Below are 20,781 nucleotides of genomic sequence, written 5' to 3'. Positions count from 1 at the left end.
GAGCTCAGTCCTTCTTGTAGAGGCTTGAGAGCGGCTTCTTCAGGATGCTTTCACGCAACGACGGCCCGGGCTCGCGGCGCAGTGTCGAAGTGCCGAAGCCTGGCGTCGTGGCTACCGGTTCTCTGGCGAAGGCGGGAGCCTGGGCCGGAGGTTCCTGACGATAGCGCTGGCCGTCATCTGCCGGCGGGTTGCGCGGCAGCATGTCGGGCCGATAGGGCTCAATCGGTGGCATTTCGGATGCCGGGAGTGTGTGGCGGAACGGTGGAGGCTCGTAGGACGGAGGCGCAACGGATGGTCGCTGCTCACTGCCAGCAAAGGCCGGTGTGGAATAGTCGTCGCCGTATTCGTCCGGCTCTTCATCGTCGTAGATGCCCGACGGATCGCCTAAACCGCGACTGCCGAGCATGGTGGTCTCGAAGCTTTGCTGAAAGGCGGAGATATCCGGCGCGGCGATGGCGCGCATGCGGCCGATGATCGAGCGCAGATCAACGGTATCGGGTGTTTCTTCCGAGCTCTTGGCTGTTGCGCCATTGGCCTTCGGCAGGTGGCTTGTGTCGACGCGGGTGAAGCGCATGCGCATCGGTACGGCGATAGCTTCACCAAAGGCGATGGCCTCGCCATTGCCGATCGAGGAAATGAAGCTTGTCGTCGAGATCGAGCTGTCGGGAATGGCCGAGCGGATGATCTCCTGGTCGCGATCGTTCGACAGGCGCATGGCAAACAGCGTCGAGCACTGGGACAGGATCGTCTGGTCCAGTTCGCCGGGGCGCTGGGTGATGATGCCGAGCGAGACGCCGTATTTGCGGCCTTCCTTGGCGATGCGGGCGATGGCCTGGCGCGTCGGAATGAAACCGAGGCTCTGGTCGGCCGGCACATAACGGTGGGCCTCTTCGCAGACGACCAGCATATGGATCGCGCCGTTGGACCAGAGCGCCAGTTCGAAGGCCATGCGGCAGAGAACCGAGGCGACCGAGTTGACCACTTCGGAGGGGATGCCGGCGAGCTGGAAGGTGGAGATCGGTCGATCGTCGCCCGGAATGCGGAAGATGTGGGCGATGGTCTCCATGATCGTGTCGCTGATCGTGTTGCTGGAGAACATGAAATGATAGCGCGGGTCGTTGATCGCCGACATGATGCGCATTTTCAGCGCCCGCAGGAACGGCTTTTCGCCACGCCCTTCGAGGCGGCCGATGCGTTCATCGATCAAGGCCATCAGATCGGCAATGCGATAGGGAACGGGCGTGTCGGCGGTCATCGAGCTCTTGTCCGACGCGCGGCGCATCAGGGCCGATTCGTTGCCGCGGAAGGCACGCTTGGCCTCCGGCATCAGATCGCGCAGGATGTCCAGTTCCTCTGGCACGGGTGGCCGGCCGCGGAACAGCACTTCGGCGAACTCTTCCAGCCGCATCAGCCAGAAGGGCAGGTCGAGCGTGTCGGTGTCGATGACGACGGCATGGTCGGGGAAGGCTGCGGCAAATTCGTTGTGCGGATCCAGGATCAGCACGCGCAGCTTCGGGTCGCTTTCGATCGCCTTGCGCAGGAGCAGCGAAACGGCAGTCGACTTGCCCACGCCCGTCGAGCCGACAACCGCGAAGTGTTTCGACAGCATGGACGGGACATGAATGGCGGCGTCGATGGTCTCGTCCTGGGTTAGCTTGCCGATGACGCAGGTGTCGCCCTGACGGGTGTCGTAGATGCGCAGGAGGTCGGCTGCGCGGATGCGGTGGGCGATGGCACCCAGATACGGATAGCGCGAGATGCCGGTGGAGAAGATTTCTGATCCATCATCGCCGACATGGACCTCGCCGAGAAGTTCGACCTCGATGAGGAAAGTATTGTCCTCGCCTTCGCCCCAGTCTTTGCTGCCCGTCTGCATCGAATAGGCGAGCGCCACGACTCGGTTCTTGCCGACGGTGATCGAGATCAGCCGCCCGACAGACCAGAGTTCGGTCAGGTCGGTGCCGCCATCTTCGGCGACGGCCGCAATGGTTGCGCGGGCGCCATTACAGGCGACGACACGTCCGAGCATTCGGTTGCCGGGCCGCATGACATCGCGGCGGTCTTGGTCTCCGGCAGCGCCAGACTTGTGAAGATCATCGTTCAACAAGAAATACTCCCAGTTAGGCGATAGCCTATCCGCGAACGACTTAAGACTTCGTATAGCTGCGGCGCGTGCGATGGTCGCAGACCGGTTGCGCAATAAAAGTGCGCCAAAGGGCGTAAAAATTCATCAATCATGCGTTGACGCTTCGATCGTTTGTGGCTAACACTTCGCCCCATGAAAAACTCGAACGTACTTATCGTGGTGGGACGGCGCATGGGCAGGATGGTGTAACCATCCGGCGTTAGCCACCCATGCGCTAGATGACAGGCTCCTCAAGGGGCCTTTTTTTATGCCCAAAACCGGGGTATCAGCCCTAAAATCCAGAAGGCAGATGGAAACCACAGCATGACGGGTAAAGACAACCAGATGACCGGCGCCGAAATCGTTCTGCGCGCGCTGAAAGACAATGGTGTAGAGCACATCTTCGGCTATCCCGGAGGCGCCGTGCTTCCGATTTATGACGAGATCTTCCAGCAGGACGATATCCAGCACATCCTCGTTCGCCACGAGCAGGGTGCTGGTCATGCGGCCGAGGGCTATGCACGTTCGACCGGCAAGGTCGGCGTGTTGCTGGTCACTTCGGGACCCGGCGCGACCAATGCCGTGACGCCGCTGCAGGATGCGCTGATGGACAGCGTTCCGCTCGTCTGCATTTCCGGCCAGGTTCCGACTGCCCTGATCGGCTCGGACGCCTTCCAGGAATGCGACACCGTTGGCATCACCCGCCCGTGCACCAAGCACAACTGGCTGGTCAAGGACGTCAACCAGCTTGCTGGCATCATCCACGAAGCCTTCCGTATTGCCCAGTCCGGCCGCCCGGGGCCGGTCCTGGTCGATGTGCCGAAGGATATCCAGTTTGCCACCGGCACCTATACGCCGCCGGAAGCGCACAAGCCGGCCAGCAGCTATCAGCCGAAGCTGCAGGGCGACCAGCGTGCGATCCATGCGGCCGTCGAACTGATGGCCAATGCCCGTCGTCCTGTCATCTATTCCGGCGGCGGCGTGGTCAATTCCGGCCCGGAAGCCACCAAGCTGCTGCGCGAACTGGTTGGGCTCACCGATTTTCCGATCACGTCGACATTGATGGGGCTGGGTTGCTATCCGGCATCGGGCAAGAACTGGCTGGGCATGCTCGGCATGCATGGTTCTTATGAAGCGAACATGGCGATGCATGACTGTGACGTCATGGTCTGCATCGGCGCACGCTTCGACGACCGTATCACCGGCCGGTTGAATGCGTTTTCGCCGAACTCGAAGAAGATCCATATCGACATCGATCCGTCGTCGATCAACAAGAACGTCCGTGTCGACGTACCGATCACCGGCGATGTCGGCAGCGTTCTGGAAGACATGGTTCGTGCCTGGCGCGCCCTGCCGAAAAAGCCGGATGCGGCGCAGACGGTCGAATGGAAGGAGAGCGTCACCAAGTGGCGGGCTCGCAATTCCTTCGCCTACACGCCGTCCAAGGACGTGATCATGCCGCAATATGCATTGCAGCGGCTCTATGAACTGACCAAGCACCGCGACACCTACATCACCACCGAAGTCGGCCAGCACCAGATGTGGGCGGCACAGTATATCGGCTTCGAACAGCCGAACCGCTGGATGACGTCGGGTGGCCTCGGCACGATGGGCTACGGCCTGCCGGCAGCCATCGGCGTTCAGGTCGCACATCGCGACGCACTGGTCATCGATGTTGCCGGCGACGCCTCGATCCAGATGTGCATCCAGGAAATGTCCTGCGCCATCCAGCACGAGCTGCCGGTCAAGATCTTCATCCTGAACAACCAGTATATGGGCATGGTGCGCCAGTGGCAGCAGCTGCTGCATGGCAACCGCCTGTCGAATTCCTATACGGAAGCGATGCCGGACTTCGTCAAGCTGGCGGAAGCTTACGGCGCCGTCGGTCTGCGTTGCGAAAAGCCGCATGAACTGGACGACAAGATCAACGAGATGATTTCGGTCAACAAGCCGGTGATCTTCGATTGCCGCGTCGCCAATCTCGCCAACTGCTTCCCGATGATCCCGTCGGGCAAGGCGCATAACGAGATGCTGCTGCCGGACGAGGCGACCGACGAAGCGGTTGCCAACGCAATCGACGCCAAGGGCCGCCAGCTCGTTTAACCGAAGGATTGAAGATCATGAGTGCACAGCTTCAGCCGACCGGTTCGGCCTATTTCATCGCCAAGGAAACAGCTGCGATCGAGAGCCACACGCTCTCGGTTCTGGTCGACAACGAACCGGGTGTCCTGGCCCGGGTCATCGGCCTGTTTTCCGGACGCGGCTACAACATCGAAAGTCTGACGGTTTCGGAGACCGAGCATGAGGCGCATCTGTCGCGCATCACAATCGTGACGCGCGGCACGCCGAACGTGCTCGAGCAGATCAAGGCGCAGCTTGAACGCATCGTTCCGGTTCACCGGGTTCTCGACCTGACGGTCAGAGCACGCGAACTTGGTCAGGAGCGCCCGATCGAGCGCGAAGTGGCGCTGGTGAAGGTGGTTTCAACCGGCGAAATGCGCGCCGAAACCCTGCGTCTGGCCGATGCCTTCCATGCCAAGGTGGTTGACGCCACTGTCGAGCATTTCATCTTCGAGATCACTGGCAAGTCGTCGAAGATCGACCAGTTCGTCTCGATCATGAAGCCGCTTGGCCTGAACGAGATCTGCCGCACCGGGATTGCTGCGATGAACCGTGGCTCGCAGGGCATGTAAAGTCTGCGACAGTGGACGGATTTCCTTGACGGGCGGCCTCTGGCCGCCCGTTTTCGTTTGGCACGAGGCTTTAGTCGAGAGAGGCGAGGAGATCGAGAAGGCCCATCTGCTGTGGCGCTTCCTTTTTTTGCTTCCCCGGCGGTTTTTCCGGTGTTTCGGCCAAGGGTTTCAGGCCCGGCTTCCTTGCAGCTTTATCGGGCAAGGATTTAGGCTTCTCGTCCGGCATGCGTGGGATCACATGATCGGCGAACCCTTGCAGCGTCTGGCGCAACGCATCCGGCATGAGGCTGTAGTGAATGAACTGGCCGCGCTTGTCGCCCTCGATCAGGCCGGCATTCTCGAGAATGGCAAGATGCTGGGAGATCGACGGTTTCGCCATGTCGAAACGGGAGGATATTTCTCCGGCGGTCAGGCTTGAGCCTGAAAGATGAACGAGGATCATACGCCGCGGCTCCGAGGCCAGCGCATTGAAGATGCGTTGGGTGGCTCGATCCATGATGTCGATCGTGACATCCTTCTTCTGCTTCTTGCTCATCACGACACCCGTCTCGTCTTCACTCGAAAAGGAAATTAGGAAATGCCCTAATTCCCTTTATGCCTCGCGTAAAGCTGCCGGAATCACTGGCCATGCGGTGAGCGTTGCGAGGCGGGACTTACTCACAACATTTCGAGTGGAACTTTGCGAGATGGTGGCGGGAAGGCAACATCCAGCCTGTCGAAATCCTCGTCGGTGATGTCCAGTTGCACGGCATCCCGGTTTTCCTGCAAGCGGTTGAGGCTGACTGTCTTCGGGATCGGGATGACGCTGTCGCGGTCCAGAAGAAAGGCAAGGGCAATCTGGGCCGGTGTTGCCTGGTAGGTGTTGGCGATATGGATGAGTTCCGGATGCCGGAGCAGGCGGCCTTGTTCGATCGGCGAATAGGCCATGACCGGGATATGGCGCTCCTGGCACCAAGGCAGCAGATCAAATTCGATGCCACGGCGGGAGAGGTTGTAGAGCACCTGGTTGACAGAACAGTTCTTGCCGTCGGGCAGCTCGAAGAGTTCTTCCATGTCATCGATATCGAAGTTGGAAACGCCCCAGGACCTGATCTTGCCGCTGGCTTTCAGCGTTTCGAGGGCGGCAACCGTATCGGCAAGCGGATGCTCGCCACGCCAGTGCAGCAGGTAGAGGTCCAGATAGTCGGTTCCCAGGCGCTTGAGGCTGCGGTCGCACGCTTCGATCGTGCCGTCGAAGCTGGCATTCCATGGCAAGACCTTGGAAACCAGAAAGGCGCGCTCACGACGGTCCTTCAGCGCGGCGCCGACAATTCTCTCGGACCCGCCATCCGCATACATTTCCGCCGTATCGATCAGCGTGATGCCGAGGTCGAGAGCTTGGCGTACGGCATCGATTTCCGCCTCCATGCGGCTCTTGTCTTCCCCCATCATCCAGGTGCCGAGACCGATGGTCGGGACGCTTGCGCCGCCTGGAAATGTGACGGTAGGGATTGGATCGTTCATGGCGTTCTCCTTGAAATCCGAATGCGAAGATAGCAGTCAATGTTGGGCTGGCAACATTGGCCAGCCAAAGTCGGTTCGTGTCACGGAGACAAGTGATCGGCTGGCGCCAAGTGTTTGGACAGTTATGCTGACCTAAAAAATGAACGGGAGGATATTCATGTCCATCGACACACTGCTGGCGTTGATTCTTTTTGCCTTCTCCACGTCCATCACGCCAGGGCCGAACAATATGATGCTGTTTGCTTCGGGCGTGAATTTCGGCTTCCGTCGCACCATTCCTCATATGTTCGGGATTGGTGCCGGTTTCCTGTCATTGCTGCTCGGGGTGGGCCTTGGTCTGGGGGCGCTGCTGGCGACGGTACCCCTGGCCTATACCGGCCTGAAGATCGCCGGCGGTCTCTATCTGGTCTGGATCGCCTGGAAAATCGGCACGTCCCGCTCTCTGGGGCAGGGCGAGGCCAAGGCGAACCCCATGACTTTCCTGGGCGCGGCGGCCTTTCAGTGGGTCAATCCGAAAGCCTGGGTGATGGCTGTGACGGCAATGGCCGTCTATCCCGATCCGCAGAATTATGCCCTGACGGTTGCGGTTGTCGCACTGGTATTTGCTGCAGTGAATGTGCCGAGCGTTTCAACCTGGGCAGGCTTCGGCTCGGCACTCAGGGATTGGTTGTCGGTGCCCGTGCACCTGAAGTGGTTCAATATCACCATGGCCATCTTGCTGGTTCTCAGTCTCTGGCCCATGTTGAAGTAGTGGTAGCTGGCCGTCGCTGGCTTTGATGAGGTGCAGCAGTCACGATGGATTTTGTTCTTTCCGGTTTTGTCGGCTTTGGCTTCGTTCTGGGCTCCATCGGGCTCGTTCTCGGGAGCTCATTTCTGGCGCGCCTGCTTCTGACCAGCGGCGACGAAGGGGATCGTACGCATGATGCCGCCAGCACGGTGGCCGTTCGCGTGGCGGCGTTGCATGGGCTCATTCTCGCACTCGTCTATGCCCAGGAACTCGACGACTACAAGGATATCCGAAGGGTCCTGACGCAGGAGGCCGTGGCGATTTCCGATGTCTTCAATGATGCGGGGCGGTATGGTGGACCGGCAGTGATTCCTGTCCAGCAGCACCTGGCGCAATATGTCGCGCTGGTGGTTGATGAGGAATGGCAACTGCTGGCGAAGAGGCAAGGGCTGTCGGCATCTGCCTGGAGCGAATGGGACAAGGCCTACAACATCCTGCTCGACCTGGAGCCGTCGAGCGATCGCCAGCGTTACCTTGCCCAGCATATGCGCCAACGCATCACGGATGTTGCCGGATTTCGGCAGACGCGCGAGGCGCCGTCGCTCGGCAGGTTTGCCGGCCTGTTCTGGGCGCCGGCATTGATTGGCCTGATCTGCGTTGCCGCTCCCTTTTATGTCTATCGACCAACGCGCACGCATATTGCCCTGCTGTCGATGTTCGGTGCCTATTCCGGCGTCATCCTGTTCTTCATCTTCGCTTTTTCCAATCCATTTGCAGCGCCCGGCCGGCTTGAGCCTGCGCCTTTCGAGCATCTGCTGAAGGGGGATATCGGCAAGGCCTTGCCGGCGGCAAATTGATATTGGCCGGCACTTCCAAGTGCTTGGCATACCGATTCCAGGCGCTTAAGCTGTTCGTACAATCCTCTGGGAGACCGTCCTTGGTTCACGATCACGACCATTCCGACGATCATGGCGATCATCACCATGACAATCAGTATTCAGACATGCAGGCGCGGGTGAAGGCGCTGGAGACCTTGCTGACGGACAAGGGATTGATTGATCCGGCAGCGATCGATGCGATTGTCGATACCTATGAGACGAAGGTCGGGCCACGCAACGGTGCAAAGGTCGTTGCGAAAGCGTGGAGCGATCGGGCTTTTGCGGAATGGCTGAAAGCGGATGCAACCGCTGCCATCGCCAGTCTGGGCTTCGCCGGTCGGCAGGGCGAGCATATGCGTGCCGTGTTCAACACGCCCGAGTGCCACAACATGGTCGTCTGCACGCTGTGCTCCTGTTATCCGTGGGCGGTGCTCGGGCTTCCGCCGGTGTGGTACAAGGCGCCGGCCTATCGGTCGCGCGCGGTGATTGATCCGCGCGGCGTGTTGCAAGAGTTTGGCTTCAGCCTGCCGGATGGCGTCAAAATCCGTGTCTGGGATTCAACCGCAGAACTGCGATACCTGGTGGTGCCCTTGCGGCCGGTCGGCACGGAGGGCTTCAGCGAAGAGCAACTGGCTGATCTCGTCACCCGCGATGCGATGATCGGAACTGGTCTTGCGCTTGTGCCGGAGGATATCCGATGAACGGCCCGCATGATCTCGGCGGCCAGATGGGGTTCGGCCCGATCGCCCCGGAACGGAACGAACCCTATTTCCATGCCGAATGGGAAAAGCGAGCGCTCGGCATCACGCTCTCCTGTGGTGCCTTCGGAGCCTGGACAATCGACGAAAGCCGGCATGCGCGGGAAAGCATCCCACCGGCCGAGTACCTTGCGGCAAGCTACTACGAGGTGTGGATCCGCGGCATCGACACATTGCTGGAGCGGCATGGGTTTGCTAGCCGCGAGGAATTGTTGTCGGGGCAGCATATTGCACAAGGCACCCAGCCAAAACGCGTGCTGAAGGCGGATATGGTCGCCGGTGTTCTGGCCCACGGTGGTCCCTGCGATCGTCCGGTTCAAACGGCGGCGGTCTTTTCGGTGGGTGATCGGGTCAGGACGAAGAATTTCCACCCGCTCGGTCATACGCGCCTGCCGCGTTACGCCCGCGCCAAGTCGGGTGTTGTCGAGGCCGTGCAGGGCGGCTTTGTTTTCCCGGATGACAATGCGCATTGCAACGGCGAGAATCCGCAGTGGGTCTACACGGTCGTCTTCACCGGTGAGGAAATCTGGGGCGAGGGGGCTGATCCTTCCCTGACGATTTCCATTGATGCGTGGGAGAGCTATCTTGAGCGCGTGTGAAACCTCGTCGCCTGTGTCGCAATCTCCAGGCCTGCCAAAATCCGCCGAAGGCGATCCGGTGTTTGGCGAGCCATGGCACGCCCAGGCATTCGCGCTCACCGTACACCTGCATGAGCGCGGACTTTTCGAATGGCGTGAATGGGCGCAGTGCCTGTCGGGCGAGGTACAGAAGCCGGAGCGGGCGGCGGATGGTTCCGACTATTTCGATGCCTGGGTTGCAGCATTGACGGCACTTCTGGTCGACAAGGGCGTGGCCGATGCCCAGATGGTTCTGGCGTTGCAGAAGAGCTGGCAGCGCGCGGCGGAAGCCACACCGCATGGCAGCCCGATCCAGTTGGCAAACGACCCGCTTGGCGTCTGATGTCCACTCTTTGTTCTGCTTGCCCGGCCTTTTGGCTTGCAATCAAGGCTCGAATCCGCGCATGCCTAGGCCATGCAATTTGCCCCGCAACAAGATGAAGCCCTGAAGGCCGTTTCCAAATGGCTGAAAGAGGGCAAGTCGCCGGTTTTCCGGCTCTTCGGCTATGCCGGGACCGGTAAGACGACGCTTGCGAAACATTTCGCCGAGCATGTCGACGGTGATGTGCTTTTCGCCGCCTTCACCGGCAAGGCAGCCCAGGTGCTGCGGACGCGCGGCGCATCCAATGCCCGGACCATCCATTCGCTGATCTACCGGCCGCGCGGCGAAGAGGCTGTCGAGGACGAGGAGACTGGCAAGACCTCGATCGCGCCGATGTTCTCGATCAATCGGCAGAGCCCGCTCGCCAAGGCGGCGATGATCGTCATCGACGAATGCTCCATGGTCGATGAGCAGCTTGGCCGCGACCTGATGAGCTTCGGCACGCCGATCCTGGTGCTGGGGGACCCTGGACAGTTGCCGCCGGTAACCGGTGGCGGTTACTTCACCGAACAGGAGCCGGACTATCTCCTGACGGATATTCATCGCCAGGCGCGCGACAATCCGATCATTCAGCTTGCCATGCACATCCGTGAGGGCAAGGAGATCATGTATGGCGACTACGGATCGACCGCGCGGGTCATCTCGAAGAACGAAGTCAATCAGGAACTGGTGCTTGAGGCCGACCAGGTTCTGGTCGGGACCAACAAGACGCGCCGCCGCTACAACAAGCGCCTGCGCGAACTGAAGGGTTTTACCGTCGAGTATCCGCAAGCGGGCGACAAGCTGGTGTGCTTGCGCAACGATCAGGTCAAGGGCTTGCTCAACGGCTCACTCTGGCAGGTCATGACATCGTCGCGGGAAACCGTGAAACCGGGCATCAATCTGCTGATCAAGCCGGAAGACGACGATATGGATCGCGGGGCGGCCAAGATCAAGCTGCTCAAGGCGGCGTTCGAGGATATCGAGACTGAAGTGCCGTGGACGACGCGCAAGAGGTATGACGAGTTCGACTATGGCTATGCCCTGACGGTGCACAAGGCGCAGGGTTCGCAGTGGAACAATGTCGTCTTGTTCGATGAGAGCTGGGCGTTTCGCGATACGCGCGAGCGCTGGCTTTATACCGCCGTCACCCGTGCGGCGGAGACGCTCACCATCGTTCGATGAGCGCCAGCTTCGGTGCCTGGAAAAGCTCTATGGGTTGACGCGCATGGCGGCGAGTGCTGCCATCATTTCGATTGGTTGCTTGCCCGACGCCGTGGCGATCTCTTCCAGCTTCCTGCCGGGTTCGGCAGCGGAAAAGCCCTGTTCCTTGAGCTTGGCGACAACCGTTTCCTCGCTTTGACCGAGAAGAGGCGCGAGCTGCGATGGCGTGCCGCCGGTGACGATGCCTGCCATGGCAAATGCCGGATTACCGCCTGCCTGGCCGCTTGTGCCGGTGATTGCCGGCCATGCGAAGATCAGGCCGGCGATCAGACAAATAGAGAGGGCGAGCGCCATCTGCAGGCGCTTGAAATACATCAGGAATGGTCGCCAGTTCTTCCAGACGTGAAGGACGAAGGGCAGGATCAGAACCATGCTCAGCCATTCGTGCATTTCGCGGAAGGCGGCAGTACCCCAATGGAAGAACAGGGCAATGCCCGATATCAACGAGACGAGAAACAGGCCGGTGGTGAATGGCGTGGCGTAACGAGAAAGCATCGAGGGCATGGGGATCGGTCCAGTTGTTGTCGATGGTCCGGCCTAACAATCAAAGCTCAGTCTGTCCCGTTACATCTCCTCCATCTTTGATATCCGGCAAGATCCTGTCGAAAGCAGATCAACTGGCGATCATTCCGAGCAAGACCGCCTTGGCAATGGCCTGGAAGCGGTTTTGCGCGCCGATCTTTAGGATGAGACCGTTTTCGATCTCGCTCACCTCGTCATGTTTCATTTCGAAGCTCCTCGCGATGCGGCTCGTTGTGTGTCCCTCCGCCATGAGACGAAGGCAACGATACTCAATATCGGACAGGTCCACCGTTTGCGTTTTAAGGGTGCCTCGCTCAGATGTAGCCGCACCTTCGTTTGCCAGCAGTGTGTTGACCTGCTGCAATTGCCGGTGGATGGTGGATAGGCTTGCGGTCAGCTCTCGTCGCCGTGTCGTCAGCGCTTCTTCCAGCAGCCCATTCGCCTCCGTTCGGGACTTGGCTGTGGCCAGCCGCTCGAACAGATCCTGAATGACAGATATCGGCATGCCGACTTCACGGCATGTGTTGATGACTGCCATGCGTGCCACATCGGATTGGCCGTAGACGCGCATCAAGCCCATGCGACTGGCGCCGATCAGGCCTTTTTCCTCGTAGAAATGAAGCGTCCGATGGGTGATGCCGAAAAGCTCGGCCATGTCGGCGATCGCAACGGGATCGGATGTTACAGTGGGTGGCAATACGATATCGGGCAGGACAATCCTGTCATCCCGCATGCGTCCGGTCGATTTTTCGATTTTATGCAGATGTTTCGGACCGTTCGCCATGACTCCTCCCGTCCCCAGCGTGTCGCTCGTCTGCTGCTTTATCCCCAACGCTCCTTCGTATGCTGATCAACTGCAGCGCCGTTTGCAGACACTGCTCCGGTGATCTGACGCTATATTTATATTACTTTTCGCCGAAATAAATAAATCTCTGCGGCTGTAACGCTTGGTGAAGCAAGTTCAGTCGATTTTACGCGTCGCAGGGAGATATGCGCGACCGCTTCGTTTCAGCCACGATAAGCGGTGAGCGCAAGAAGCTTGGGAATTTCGGTGACGATGTCATGTTGCCCGCGAAGCCCCACCCAACGTTGCTGGTGGCTCCTGGCTTGCTGATAGGCGTCGTCGGTGCGCAGCAAGGCGTAACGGTAGGTGGCGTCAAGGCATTGCATGAGTTGGCTTGAGAGATTGCTGGCGTGGCAAAATTGATAGAGATGCCCGGGGAGCGTCAGCGTTGAGCCGGTATACTGGTTTGCCAGGGCGCCGAGCTGCAGGACGGTGCCTGATACGTTTTGCGGATGGGTTTCCTCCGCGAGTGTCTGGCCGGAGGCGATGTGGCGCAGCTTGATCTGGATTGAGCCGTCGTGGTGATTGATCTTGACCTCCAGGACAAAGAAAAGGTCCGTGGTATTCCCTGACTGAAGCTCTGATCCCTGCTCCGGCGTATCGCCAATGGCGGCCAGCGAAACGCCCCAGAGGCGGTCTGCCCAAAGGCGAACCGCTTTGCAGAAAATGTCGCCACGCCAGTCGCTGGCTGGATCGACTTCAAAGAACAGGCGCGGCAATTCTCGAACCAGGTGCAGTATCGGGCTCGGGCTGGACAGCGTGGCCAGTGCGCACTTGTCTGCTCCTGCGGACTGGTCCGCGATGCTGCTTGCCTCGCTTGCGCTGCGGCGAACGGAGGCTGCGCGTTCGTACAATGGCACATAGCCACCCAGTGGAATCCGGATGCGGAGCTGATGGTTGCGCCCTTCATCGGCATAAAACTGGTTGAGAAGGCGCCGGAGTTTACCGGCCTGGACACGAACCAAGGGATCGGTTCCCGGATCGAAGGCTTCGTCGCGGCTGAAGACGTCTATCCCAATGGTGTAACCCTTCAGCTGATGACCCCGGCCAAGTTGTTCCATTTCGACAACAAATTTCAGGAATGAGCGCAAACGCTCTGACCGCGAGAATGTCTGGCTGGCAAGAATTGTCTGCAAGGCCTGGCTGATCTCGTCACGATCGGTCCGTTGTTCGGCGCTCATTGCTTCTCCACGGACGGTTCGATCATTTTTGCAAACCCCCTGAAATGTCGCGACTGGATTGTAAGCTGGACAGATGTTTTGTGCGCATTGTCACACGGTTTAATCTGACTAATCTATACAGGGCTCGCGTCAATACCCCAAAGTCTGCGGGTTCGCTAAAACGTGCAGATCCTACTCATCAATTGGTTCTATCGGTTCATCTGCAATTCTCGTTGGTTTTTCAGTCGTTGATGGCCTAAGGATGCGGTTCGTTTCAGACCTTTGGACAAGATCGAATGCCGACCAAGCTTTCCGTCAATCTCAATGCCATCGCCATGCTTCGCAATCGCCGGGATCTGCCTTGGCCGAGTGTGGCGGATCTGGGGCGTATTGCCCTGCAGGCCGGGGCAAGTGGCCTGACGGTGCATCCGCGACCCGACCAGCGGCATATCCGCTTCAGCGATCTACCGCTGCTGCGTGCGCTGATTGATGACGAATTTCCGCAGGCCGAGTTCAATATCGAAGGATATCCGACCGAGGAGTTCCTTGCGCTTTGCGAGGCGATCGAGCCGGAACAGGTGACCCTCGTTCCGGATGATCCATCACAGGCGACATCCGACCACGGCTGGGATCTGGTCGCGCAGGGCGACGACCTGAAGAGGATTGTCGCCCGGCTTCGTGCCAAGGGCATGCGCGTGTCGCTGTTCGTCGACGGGGATGGGCAGACCGAGACGATGGCTCTGGCCAAGGCGACCGGTGCCGAACGTGTCGAACTCTATACCGGGCCCTATGGCGGCTGTTTTGACAATCCCGAAGGTGCGCGGCGTGAGATCGCCTTGCTCGGGGCGACGGCCGATGCGGCCATTGCTGCAGGGCTCGCGGTCAATGCAGGTCACGACCTGACGGTTGAAAACCTGCCGGCATTGGTCAGGCGCATTCCGGCGTTGGCCGAGGTCTCGATCGGCCACGGCCTGACGGCCGATGCGCTCGAATACGGAATGGCAGAAACGGTACGCCGTTTCTGCCGCGCTTGTGGCCAGACGATCTGAAGCCTCACCGATTTCAGGCGGCGTTGGTCGCCAAGCCGTTGGTCAAGCAGAAATCAACGGCTGCCTCGGCATGGATGGTGGTCGAATCGAAACCCGGCAAAGGCAGGGCGGACGGGTCGAGGATCAGGCAGATTTCCGTGCAGCCCAGGATCACGCTGTCGGCACCCTCAGCCTTGGCCTGTTCGATGATGGCCATGAGCTTGTCGCGTGAGCTGTCGATGACCTGACCGGCGCAGAGTTCATCAAAGATGATGTTATGGGTCGCGGCGCGACCATCTGAATCCGGCACCATGATCTCGACGCCGTTCCGGCGCATGCGCTCGGCATAGAAGCCGTGCTCCATGGTATAGCGGGTGGCCAGAAGGAGCGGCCGCTTGGCGCCACTCTTCTTCAGGGCGGTCGCTGTCTCGTCGATGATGTTGATCAGCGGCACGTTGATGCGGGCCTGAACCTCGCCGGCAACGAGGTGCATGGTGTTGGTGCAGATCAGCACACAGCTTGCGCCGGCGTTCTCCAGTCCTACTGCCACGTCTCCCAGGCGGCGCGCGGCATCATCCCAGCGGCCGGCCTTTTGCAGCGCGACGATGCTTTCGAAATTGACGGAGTGCATGATGACTTCGGCCGAGGTCAGCCCGCCGAGCCTGGTCCGCACGGCTTCGTTGATCAGCCGGTAGTAGACGGCTGAACTTTCGAAACTCATCCCACCGATCAGGCCCATCATCTGCATAGCAATCTCCTTGTGCGTTGATAGCCGATGATCGCCGATATCGCTCGCATCTGGTGTGCGATCTTGGCGGCAATAGCGCCTTTTCTTGCACATGAAGACGTGTCATTTGTCTTCTCGGCGCGCAAATTTTGCGTCTTTGATTTCAGTTGTCGGAGAATATCAGCGTGATTGACGAAAGAGACCGGAAGATTCTCGAATGGTTGCAGATGGACTGCGCCATTGCGGTCACGGATCTGGCCGAGAAGGTATCGCTTTCCGTGTCAGCCTGCTCGCGCCGCATCCAGAAACTGGAAGAAGGGGGCTATATCGCCAGGCGTATTGCCGTGCTCGATCGCGAGAAGATGGGCGTGCCAACGACCGTTTATGCGCTGGTCAAGACTGCCCACCACGCCGACGAATGGATCGAGGAATTCCGTCGGGCGGTCGGCGACATCGCCGAGATCGTCGAGGCGCATCGGTTGACCGGGCATTATGACTATATCTTGAAGGTCGTGTTGCCGAGAGTGGAGCACTACGACGTGGTCTATCGGCGGTTGGTCAAGCGGATCGAATTGTTCGATGTGTCGGCGTCGATCTCGATGGAGACGCTGAAAAGTGGTTCGGCGATCCCCGTCGATTATGCGCGTTAGCCGGTATAAAAAAGCCCCGGAGCTTTCACTTCGGGGCCAGCGGGCGATGCACTTCGTGGGATCAGTGCGAGCTTGCTGTCGCTCGCGACATGAGAGACACGGATCTGTCGGCATTCACCTTATAGATTTCTCGAACATAGCGGCCATTGGGACCGATGAACGTGTGGAAGAAGGTGCTGCCTATCGGCGCCTTCTCCAAATGAGCAGTCTTACCATTGTAGGTGATCGAGCCTTCGATCGGCTGGATATCGGCCAACGCCGCAGTACCGGTCAAGGAAGCGAGCAGGATGGCGGTCAAAATTGTGGTCTTCATTGTTCTGTCCTTTCGCTGGTATAGGCGCCTTGAATGCAATCCTAAGTTGTGCATATTGGCGCACTAGACCCGCGGATGCAGGTGAGGCGGTGGATCAGTCGTTGATGATGCCGCGCTGAACCAATGTCACAGTGTGATCGGCGTTGACCCTGTAGGTTTCGCGAATCTTGTCGCCATTGAAATTGAAATTGTGGAACAGGGTCGATCCTGCGGGGGCCTTCACGATATTGGCCTGCTTGCCTGCATAGGTAATCGAGCCTGGGATCGGTTCAAGCGCGAGGGCGGCAGACGCGCTAGCGAGTGCGGCGATCAGTGCGGTCGCGGCGATGATTCTCATGGTCTTGCTCCTGATTTTATCGGGTAACGAACTGTCTTGTTCGACAGAGCGGATGTGGCGCCTAGATCTGAAAATTCAATAGCAGATTGCGCGCAATCGAACTCTTCGGTTCTGCGCATTCCTTCAAATTTCTCTCTGAAGTGAAAATTTAAAGTAATGAAAACAATTGCATACGCGCACCATTCATGGCAATTTACATATGAAATATAATTATTGTTTTTGCTCCATTCACCTGTTTGTGACTGGAGCTGGGAGCAGCCAGGCCTTGGCGTGACGGGGCGTTTTGGGCCCGATCTGAATGTGCAGATGCTCAAAGCTTATGCAGCGAGCGCTGAAAAAATGCTTACAAAAATAACAACGTGGCTCTTGACCCGACGCGTTTCCGGGATCATAACAGACGCGAACCGTACCGTACGGTACTCGGAGAGCGTCATGTCGAGCGAAAGCAGTCAGAACACCGAATTCACCCCGCGCCAGAACGCTGTGCTGGCCGAGGCGTTGCGTTTGCTGGTCGAAGGCGGTGACAAGGCTGTGACGACGGCCGGGCTGGCCCGTGCGGCCAATTGTTCGAAGGAAAGCCTCTATAAGTGGTTCGGCGACCGCGACGGCTTGCTGTCGGCGATGATTTCCTACCAGGCCAGCAAGGTCCGCACTTTTGAGCGGCCGGGCGAACGGCTGACTGCGGCGAGCCTTACCGATCACCTCGAGGTGTTCGCCAAGGATCTGCTCGAAGTCCTGGCGGGTGATGTGTCGCTGGCGCTCAATCGTCTCGCCATCGGTCAGTCGAGCCGGGACGGATCCAAGTTTGGCACGCTGCTGCTGGAGCGCGGCCGCCGGCAGATCGATCGCCGGGCGCGGGCGCTGCTTGAGGCAGGGCAGCGCGATGGTCTGCTGCGTTTTAACGATGGCGAGGAAGCCTATCGCACACTGTACGGCCTGATCGTCAGCGATCTGCATGTTCGCATGCTGCTCGGCGATATGCCGCAGACGACAAGTTTCGGGTCTAGGGCCTCGAAGGCGGTTCACGCCTTCCTGATGCTTTACGGCACGGAGAGGATTTTAGCGGGTCTGGACGGGACTTCCCGTGCAAGCGCGCCGGTCAACAACATTCACCACAACTGACAAGCATAGGGAAGGATACAACAATGCGCGTTTATTACGATCGTGATGCGGACTTGAACCTCATCAAGGCCAAGAAGGTAGCAATCATCGGTTACGGTTCGCAGGGTCGCGCGCATGCGCTGAACCTGAAGGATTCGGGCGCCCAGAACATGGTCGTTGCTCTGAAAGCCGGTTCGCCGACCGTGAAGAAGGCCGAAGCCGACGGCTTCAAGGTCATGACGGTTGCTGAAGCCGCGGCCTGGGCCGACCTGATGATGATGGCGACCCCGGACGAACTGCAGGCCGACATCTACCGGGACGATATCGCCGGCAACATTCGCGACGGCGCAGCCATCGCATTTGCCCACGGCCTCAACGTTCATTTCGGCCTGATCGAGCCGAAGGCATCGGTGGACATCGTGATGATCGCACCGAAGGGCCCGGGCCACACCGTTCGCGGCGAATACCAGAAGGGCGGCGGCGTTCCCTGCCTCGTTGCCATTCACCAGAACGCTTCCGGCAACGCGCTTGAACTGGCTCTGTCCTACGCCTGCGGCGTTGGCGGCGGTCGTTCGGGCATCATCGAAACCTCGTTCAAGGAAGAATGCGAAACCGATTTGTTCGGCGAGCAGGTTGTCCTGTGCGGCGGTCTCGTCGAACTGATCCGTGCCGGCTTCGAAACGCTGGTCGAAGGTGGCTACGCACCCGAAATGGCGTATTTCGAGTGCCTGCATGAAGTGAAGCTGATCGTCGACCTGATCTATGAAGGTGGCATCGCCAACATGAACTACTCGATCTCCAACACGGCGGAATGGGGCGAATATGTCACCGGCCCGCGCATCATCACGGCTGAAACAAAGGCTGAAATGAAGCGCGTCCTGACCGACATCCAGACCGGCAAGTTCACCTCGGACTGGATGCAGGAATATCGTGCCGGTGCTGCCCGCTTCAAGGGGATCCGCCGCATGAACGACAGCCACCAGATCGAAGAAGTCGGCACCAAGCTTCGCGCCATGATGCCCTGGATCGGCAAGAACAAGCTGGTCGACAAGGCCCGCAACTAATCCGAGCGTTTCGACCGACGCTGTCCGTCGATTTCGTTCACTGAATTTCCAGCCGGGGGCCGCAAGGCTCCCGGTTTTTTTGTTGCCTGATGGGAGGTGATCTTTTGCTCGAAAATTTGACTTTTGTTCAAATGGATAGGAGTGAAGCCCGGAACTGCTGGGTTTTGTGTGGTGGATCTTGCGGATATGGTGCCAGGTCGGCATTTGCCTCTGCGTGAACAACGCATGTCTAAAATATTTGATTCAATTGGACCTACCTCCAAGAACATTAGCAATTTATATACCAGTGCTTCCTACACTTTATCGTTGTGCGAACCATGGGTGTTTCGCCATTTGCATCGGTTGGATGCATGGGGGAAGTTGGATGCCTATATTGAAAATCATGAGGGACTCCCGGGCTGAATCCGAGGCCTTGAGGCGCTCGCAGGCCGTGATCGAGTTCGATCTGGATGGCATCATTCTGACGGCCAACGAGAACTTCTGCATGGCGGTGGGCTATGCGCTGTCCGAGATCCGGGGCAAGCATCACAGGATGTTTGTTGATCCCGTTGAAGCGGCCTCGTCCGAATATTCTTCCTTCTGGCAGCAGCTGCGCAATGGGAAATTCGATCGCCGGCAGTATCGTCGTATCGCAAAGGGTGGGCGCGAAATCTGGATCGAGGCGTCCTACAATCCGCTGATGAAGGGCGGAAAACCCTACAAGGTGGTGAAATATGCCACCGACATCACCGCAGCCAAGATCCGCGCGATGGAAGACGACGCCAAGCTCAAGGCCTTGTCCGCATCGCAGGCGGTGATCGAATTTCAGCCGGATGGCACCATCCTGACGGCCAACGAGAATTTCTGCAAAGGTCTCGGCTACGGGCTTGCGGAAATTGTCGGCAAACATCATCGGATGTTCTGTGATCCGGCCTATGTCAAATCGGATGAGTACCAGGCGTTCTGGGCTAGACTGGCCAGCGGCGAGATCTTCTCCGACGAGTTTCGCCGTGTCGCCAAGGATGGGCGGGATGTGTGGATCCAGGCCAGCTACAATCCGGTGTTTGATTCGTCCGGCAAGGTCTACAAGGTCATCAAGTTCGCCACCGATGTCTCGTCACGGATGGACGCGATTGCGCAGTTGGCAGGTTCTCTGAGTGGTCTGGCAGACGGCGATCTGACCTGCAGTCTGGATCGACCTTTCGTACCGACCATGGAAAAGGTGCGCAATGACTTCAATGAAGCGCTGACGCGATTGAAGCAGACGATTTGCACAGTGACAACCAATGCGCGTTCGATCGCATCGAGCACTGGTGAAATCTCCGATGCAGCCAATCAGCTAGCGCGTCGAACCGAGGTGCAGGCGGCTTCGGTCGAGGAATCTGCCGCGGCTCTCGAGGAAATCACCACGACTGTGATGGAGTCGGCCAAGCGTGCGACGAATGTCGGAAAGCTTGTCGAACAGACCCGTGCCAATGCGGAAAAGTCAGGTGCTGTAGTTCGCGATGCGGTCGGCGCCATGAGCGAGATCGAGCAATCCTCGAAACAAATTTCCAGCATTCTCGGCGTGATCGATGAAATCGCTTTCCAGACCAATCTGCTGGCGCTGAATGCCGGGGTCGAGGCTGCAAGGGCAGGCGAGGCCGGCAAGGGCTTTGCTGTGGTGGCGCAGGAGGTGCGTGAACTCGCGCAGCGCTCGGGTAGTGCCGCCAAGGAGATTCGCCAGCTGATCAGCACCTCGGCGGCGCAGGTCAGTCGTGGCGTTGACCTTGTCGGGCAGACGGGTTTGTCGCTTGAGCAGATCTCCAGCCAGGTCGAGGATATCACGGTGAACATCCGGGCGATTATAGAGGCGACTGAAGAACAGTCCGGATCGCTGAAGGACATCAATAGTTCGGTGAACCAGATCGATCAATCGACCCAGCAGAATGCCGCCATGGTCGAAGAGACGTCGGCTGCCGCACACTCGCTATCGCGTGATGTCAACGGGCTGTTCCAGCTGGTTCAGCAGTTCAAGACAGCAACGTCCGTGCCGCAGCAAAGAGGACTGTATGCGGCCTGAAGCCAGCGTTGCCGGCACCCAACCGGTGTGTGAATTTCTAGAGATCCCGGGTGCCGATGCGGCTCCCGGGATCTGTCTTCTTGCGTTTTGACTATCAAAAAACATGAT

The 20,781-nt window shown here is 58.8% G+C and carries 22 protein-coding genes; 13 read left to right on the top strand and 9 right to left on the bottom strand.

The window, feature by feature from the left end; translation table 11 throughout:
• Positions 1 to 4: 4 nt before the first annotated feature.
• Positions 5 to 2,107: an ATP-binding protein gene (locus tag GVK95_RS07795; protein ID WP_159948253.1), complete on the bottom strand. Its 2,103-nt coding sequence runs from the start codon at positions 2,105 to 2,107 to the stop codon at positions 5 to 7.
• A 342-nt stretch (positions 2,108 to 2,449) separates the two neighbouring features.
• Here GVK95_RS07795 and GVK95_RS07790 point away from each other — a divergent pair, with 342 nt between their 5' ends.
• Together GVK95_RS07790 and ilvN are read left to right on the top strand one after the other, a co-directional pair.
• Positions 2,450 to 4,228: an acetolactate synthase 3 large subunit gene (locus GVK95_RS07790; protein ID WP_159948241.1), complete on the top strand. Its 1,779-nt coding sequence runs from the start codon at positions 2,450 to 2,452 to the stop codon at positions 4,226 to 4,228.
• Between the two features lie 17 nt (positions 4,229 to 4,245).
• Positions 4,246 to 4,818, top strand: a complete 573-nt coding sequence (ilvN, locus tag GVK95_RS07785) for an acetolactate synthase small subunit (RefSeq protein ID WP_159948239.1) — start codon at positions 4,246 to 4,248, stop codon at positions 4,816 to 4,818.
• A 70-nt stretch (positions 4,819 to 4,888) separates the two neighbouring features.
• Here ilvN and GVK95_RS25430 read toward each other — a convergent pair whose 3' ends face one another.
• Positions 4,889 to 5,353, bottom strand: coding sequence for a metalloregulator ArsR/SmtB family transcription factor (locus GVK95_RS25430; RefSeq protein WP_159948230.1), 465 nt, complete (start codon positions 5,351 to 5,353; stop codon positions 4,889 to 4,891).
• Between the two features lie 122 nt (positions 5,354 to 5,475).
• Positions 5,476 to 6,321, bottom strand: coding sequence for an aldo/keto reductase (locus GVK95_RS07775; RefSeq protein ID WP_159948228.1), 846 nt, complete (start codon positions 6,319 to 6,321; stop codon positions 5,476 to 5,478).
• 157 nt (positions 6,322 to 6,478) lie between these two features.
• On the opposite strand from GVK95_RS07775, the gene GVK95_RS07770 reads away from it, so the two are divergent.
• The 6 genes from GVK95_RS07770 to GVK95_RS07745 all read left to right on the top strand — a co-directional run bounded on the left by GVK95_RS07770 (position 6,479) and on the right by GVK95_RS07745 (position 10,847).
• Positions 6,479 to 7,072: a LysE family translocator gene (locus GVK95_RS07770; protein WP_159948226.1), complete on the top strand. Its 594-nt coding sequence runs from the start codon at positions 6,479 to 6,481 to the stop codon at positions 7,070 to 7,072.
• A 44-nt stretch (positions 7,073 to 7,116) separates the two neighbouring features.
• Entirely contained in the window at positions 7,117 to 7,905 is a 789-nt protein-coding gene (locus GVK95_RS07765; RefSeq protein ID WP_159948224.1) for a DUF4239 domain-containing protein, read from the top strand.
• A 146-nt stretch (positions 7,906 to 8,051) separates the two neighbouring features.
• Positions 8,052 to 8,627: a nitrile hydratase subunit alpha gene (nthA, locus tag GVK95_RS07760; protein WP_244618707.1), complete on the top strand. Its 576-nt coding sequence runs from the start codon at positions 8,052 to 8,054 to the stop codon at positions 8,625 to 8,627.
• Positions 8,624 to 9,283: a nitrile hydratase subunit beta gene (gene nthB, locus GVK95_RS07755; protein ID WP_159948220.1), complete on the top strand. Its 660-nt coding sequence runs from the start codon at positions 8,624 to 8,626 to the stop codon at positions 9,281 to 9,283. The genes nthA and nthB overlap by 4 nt, the downstream gene beginning before the upstream one ends.
• On the top strand, positions 9,270 to 9,644 hold the full coding sequence (locus tag GVK95_RS07750; protein WP_159948218.1) for a nitrile hydratase accessory protein: 375 nt from the start codon (positions 9,270 to 9,272) through the stop codon (positions 9,642 to 9,644). Before nthB ends, GVK95_RS07750 begins: the two co-directional genes overlap by 14 nt.
• Before the next feature lie 72 nt (positions 9,645 to 9,716).
• Positions 9,717 to 10,847, top strand: a complete 1,131-nt coding sequence (locus GVK95_RS07745) for an ATP-dependent RecD-like DNA helicase (protein WP_159948216.1) — start codon at positions 9,717 to 9,719, stop codon at positions 10,845 to 10,847.
• Positions 10,848 to 10,874: 27 nt separating this feature from the next.
• Here the strand turns inward: GVK95_RS07745 and GVK95_RS07740 are convergent, their stop codons facing one another.
• The 3 genes from GVK95_RS07740 to GVK95_RS07730 form a co-directional block, all read right to left on the bottom strand.
• Positions 10,875 to 11,390 (bottom strand): DUF4405 domain-containing protein, encoded by a 516-nt coding sequence (locus GVK95_RS07740; RefSeq protein ID WP_159948214.1) that lies wholly within the window; start codon positions 11,388 to 11,390, stop codon positions 10,875 to 10,877.
• A gap of 109 nt (positions 11,391 to 11,499) precedes the next feature.
• On the bottom strand, positions 11,500 to 12,192 hold the full coding sequence (locus GVK95_RS07735) for a MerR family transcriptional regulator (protein ID WP_159948212.1): 693 nt from the start codon (positions 12,190 to 12,192) through the stop codon (positions 11,500 to 11,502).
• A 224-nt stretch (positions 12,193 to 12,416) separates the two neighbouring features.
• The gene (locus GVK95_RS07730; RefSeq protein WP_159948210.1) at positions 12,417 to 13,433 is read right to left on the bottom strand and encodes a hypothetical protein; all 1,017 of its coding nucleotides are present in this window, start codon (positions 13,431 to 13,433) and stop codon (positions 12,417 to 12,419) included.
• A 275-nt stretch (positions 13,434 to 13,708) separates the two neighbouring features.
• Between GVK95_RS07730 and GVK95_RS07725 the strand changes: the two genes are divergently transcribed.
• Positions 13,709 to 14,461, top strand: coding sequence for a pyridoxine 5'-phosphate synthase (locus GVK95_RS07725; RefSeq protein ID WP_159948208.1), 753 nt, complete (start codon positions 13,709 to 13,711; stop codon positions 14,459 to 14,461).
• Between the two features lie 13 nt (positions 14,462 to 14,474).
• Here the strand turns inward: GVK95_RS07725 and GVK95_RS07720 are convergent, their stop codons facing one another.
• On the bottom strand, positions 14,475 to 15,188 hold the full coding sequence (locus GVK95_RS07720) for an aspartate/glutamate racemase family protein (protein ID WP_159948206.1): 714 nt from the start codon (positions 15,186 to 15,188) through the stop codon (positions 14,475 to 14,477).
• Between the two features lie 164 nt (positions 15,189 to 15,352).
• Between GVK95_RS07720 and GVK95_RS07715 the strand changes: the two genes are divergently transcribed.
• Entirely contained in the window at positions 15,353 to 15,817 is a 465-nt protein-coding gene (locus GVK95_RS07715; protein ID WP_159948204.1) for an Lrp/AsnC family transcriptional regulator, read from the top strand.
• Positions 15,818 to 15,878: 61 nt separating this feature from the next.
• On the opposite strand, the gene GVK95_RS07710 is transcribed toward GVK95_RS07715, so the two are convergent.
• Positions 15,879 to 16,130, bottom strand: coding sequence for a hypothetical protein (locus GVK95_RS07710; protein ID WP_159948202.1), 252 nt, complete (start codon positions 16,128 to 16,130; stop codon positions 15,879 to 15,881).
• A gap of 94 nt (positions 16,131 to 16,224) precedes the next feature.
• Positions 16,225 to 16,467 (bottom strand): hypothetical protein, encoded by a 243-nt coding sequence (locus tag GVK95_RS07705; protein WP_159948200.1) that lies wholly within the window; start codon positions 16,465 to 16,467, stop codon positions 16,225 to 16,227.
• A 432-nt stretch (positions 16,468 to 16,899) separates the two neighbouring features.
• Between GVK95_RS07705 and GVK95_RS07700 the strand changes: the two genes are divergently transcribed.
• The 3 genes from GVK95_RS07700 to GVK95_RS07690 all read left to right on the top strand — a co-directional run bounded on the left by GVK95_RS07700 (position 16,900) and on the right by GVK95_RS07690 (position 20,673).
• Positions 16,900 to 17,589, top strand: coding sequence for a TetR/AcrR family transcriptional regulator (locus tag GVK95_RS07700; protein WP_159948198.1), 690 nt, complete (start codon positions 16,900 to 16,902; stop codon positions 17,587 to 17,589).
• Positions 17,590 to 17,612: 23 nt separating this feature from the next.
• The gene (ilvC, locus tag GVK95_RS07695) at positions 17,613 to 18,632 is read left to right on the top strand and encodes a ketol-acid reductoisomerase (RefSeq protein WP_159948196.1); all 1,020 of its coding nucleotides are present in this window, start codon (positions 17,613 to 17,615) and stop codon (positions 18,630 to 18,632) included.
• A 364-nt stretch (positions 18,633 to 18,996) separates the two neighbouring features.
• Positions 18,997 to 20,673 (top strand): PAS domain-containing methyl-accepting chemotaxis protein, encoded by a 1,677-nt coding sequence (locus tag GVK95_RS07690; RefSeq protein ID WP_159948194.1) that lies wholly within the window; start codon positions 18,997 to 18,999, stop codon positions 20,671 to 20,673.
• The last annotated feature ends 108 nt before the right edge of the window (positions 20,674 to 20,781 follow it).

Origin of the sequence: Rhizobium sp. 18065 (assembly GCF_902706095.1) — a bacterium.
Classification (GTDB): domain Bacteria; phylum Pseudomonadota; class Alphaproteobacteria; order Rhizobiales; family Rhizobiaceae; genus Allorhizobium.
The sequence above is the reverse complement of the archived record's forward strand: the minus strand, read 5'-3'. Positions and strand labels throughout refer to the sequence as shown.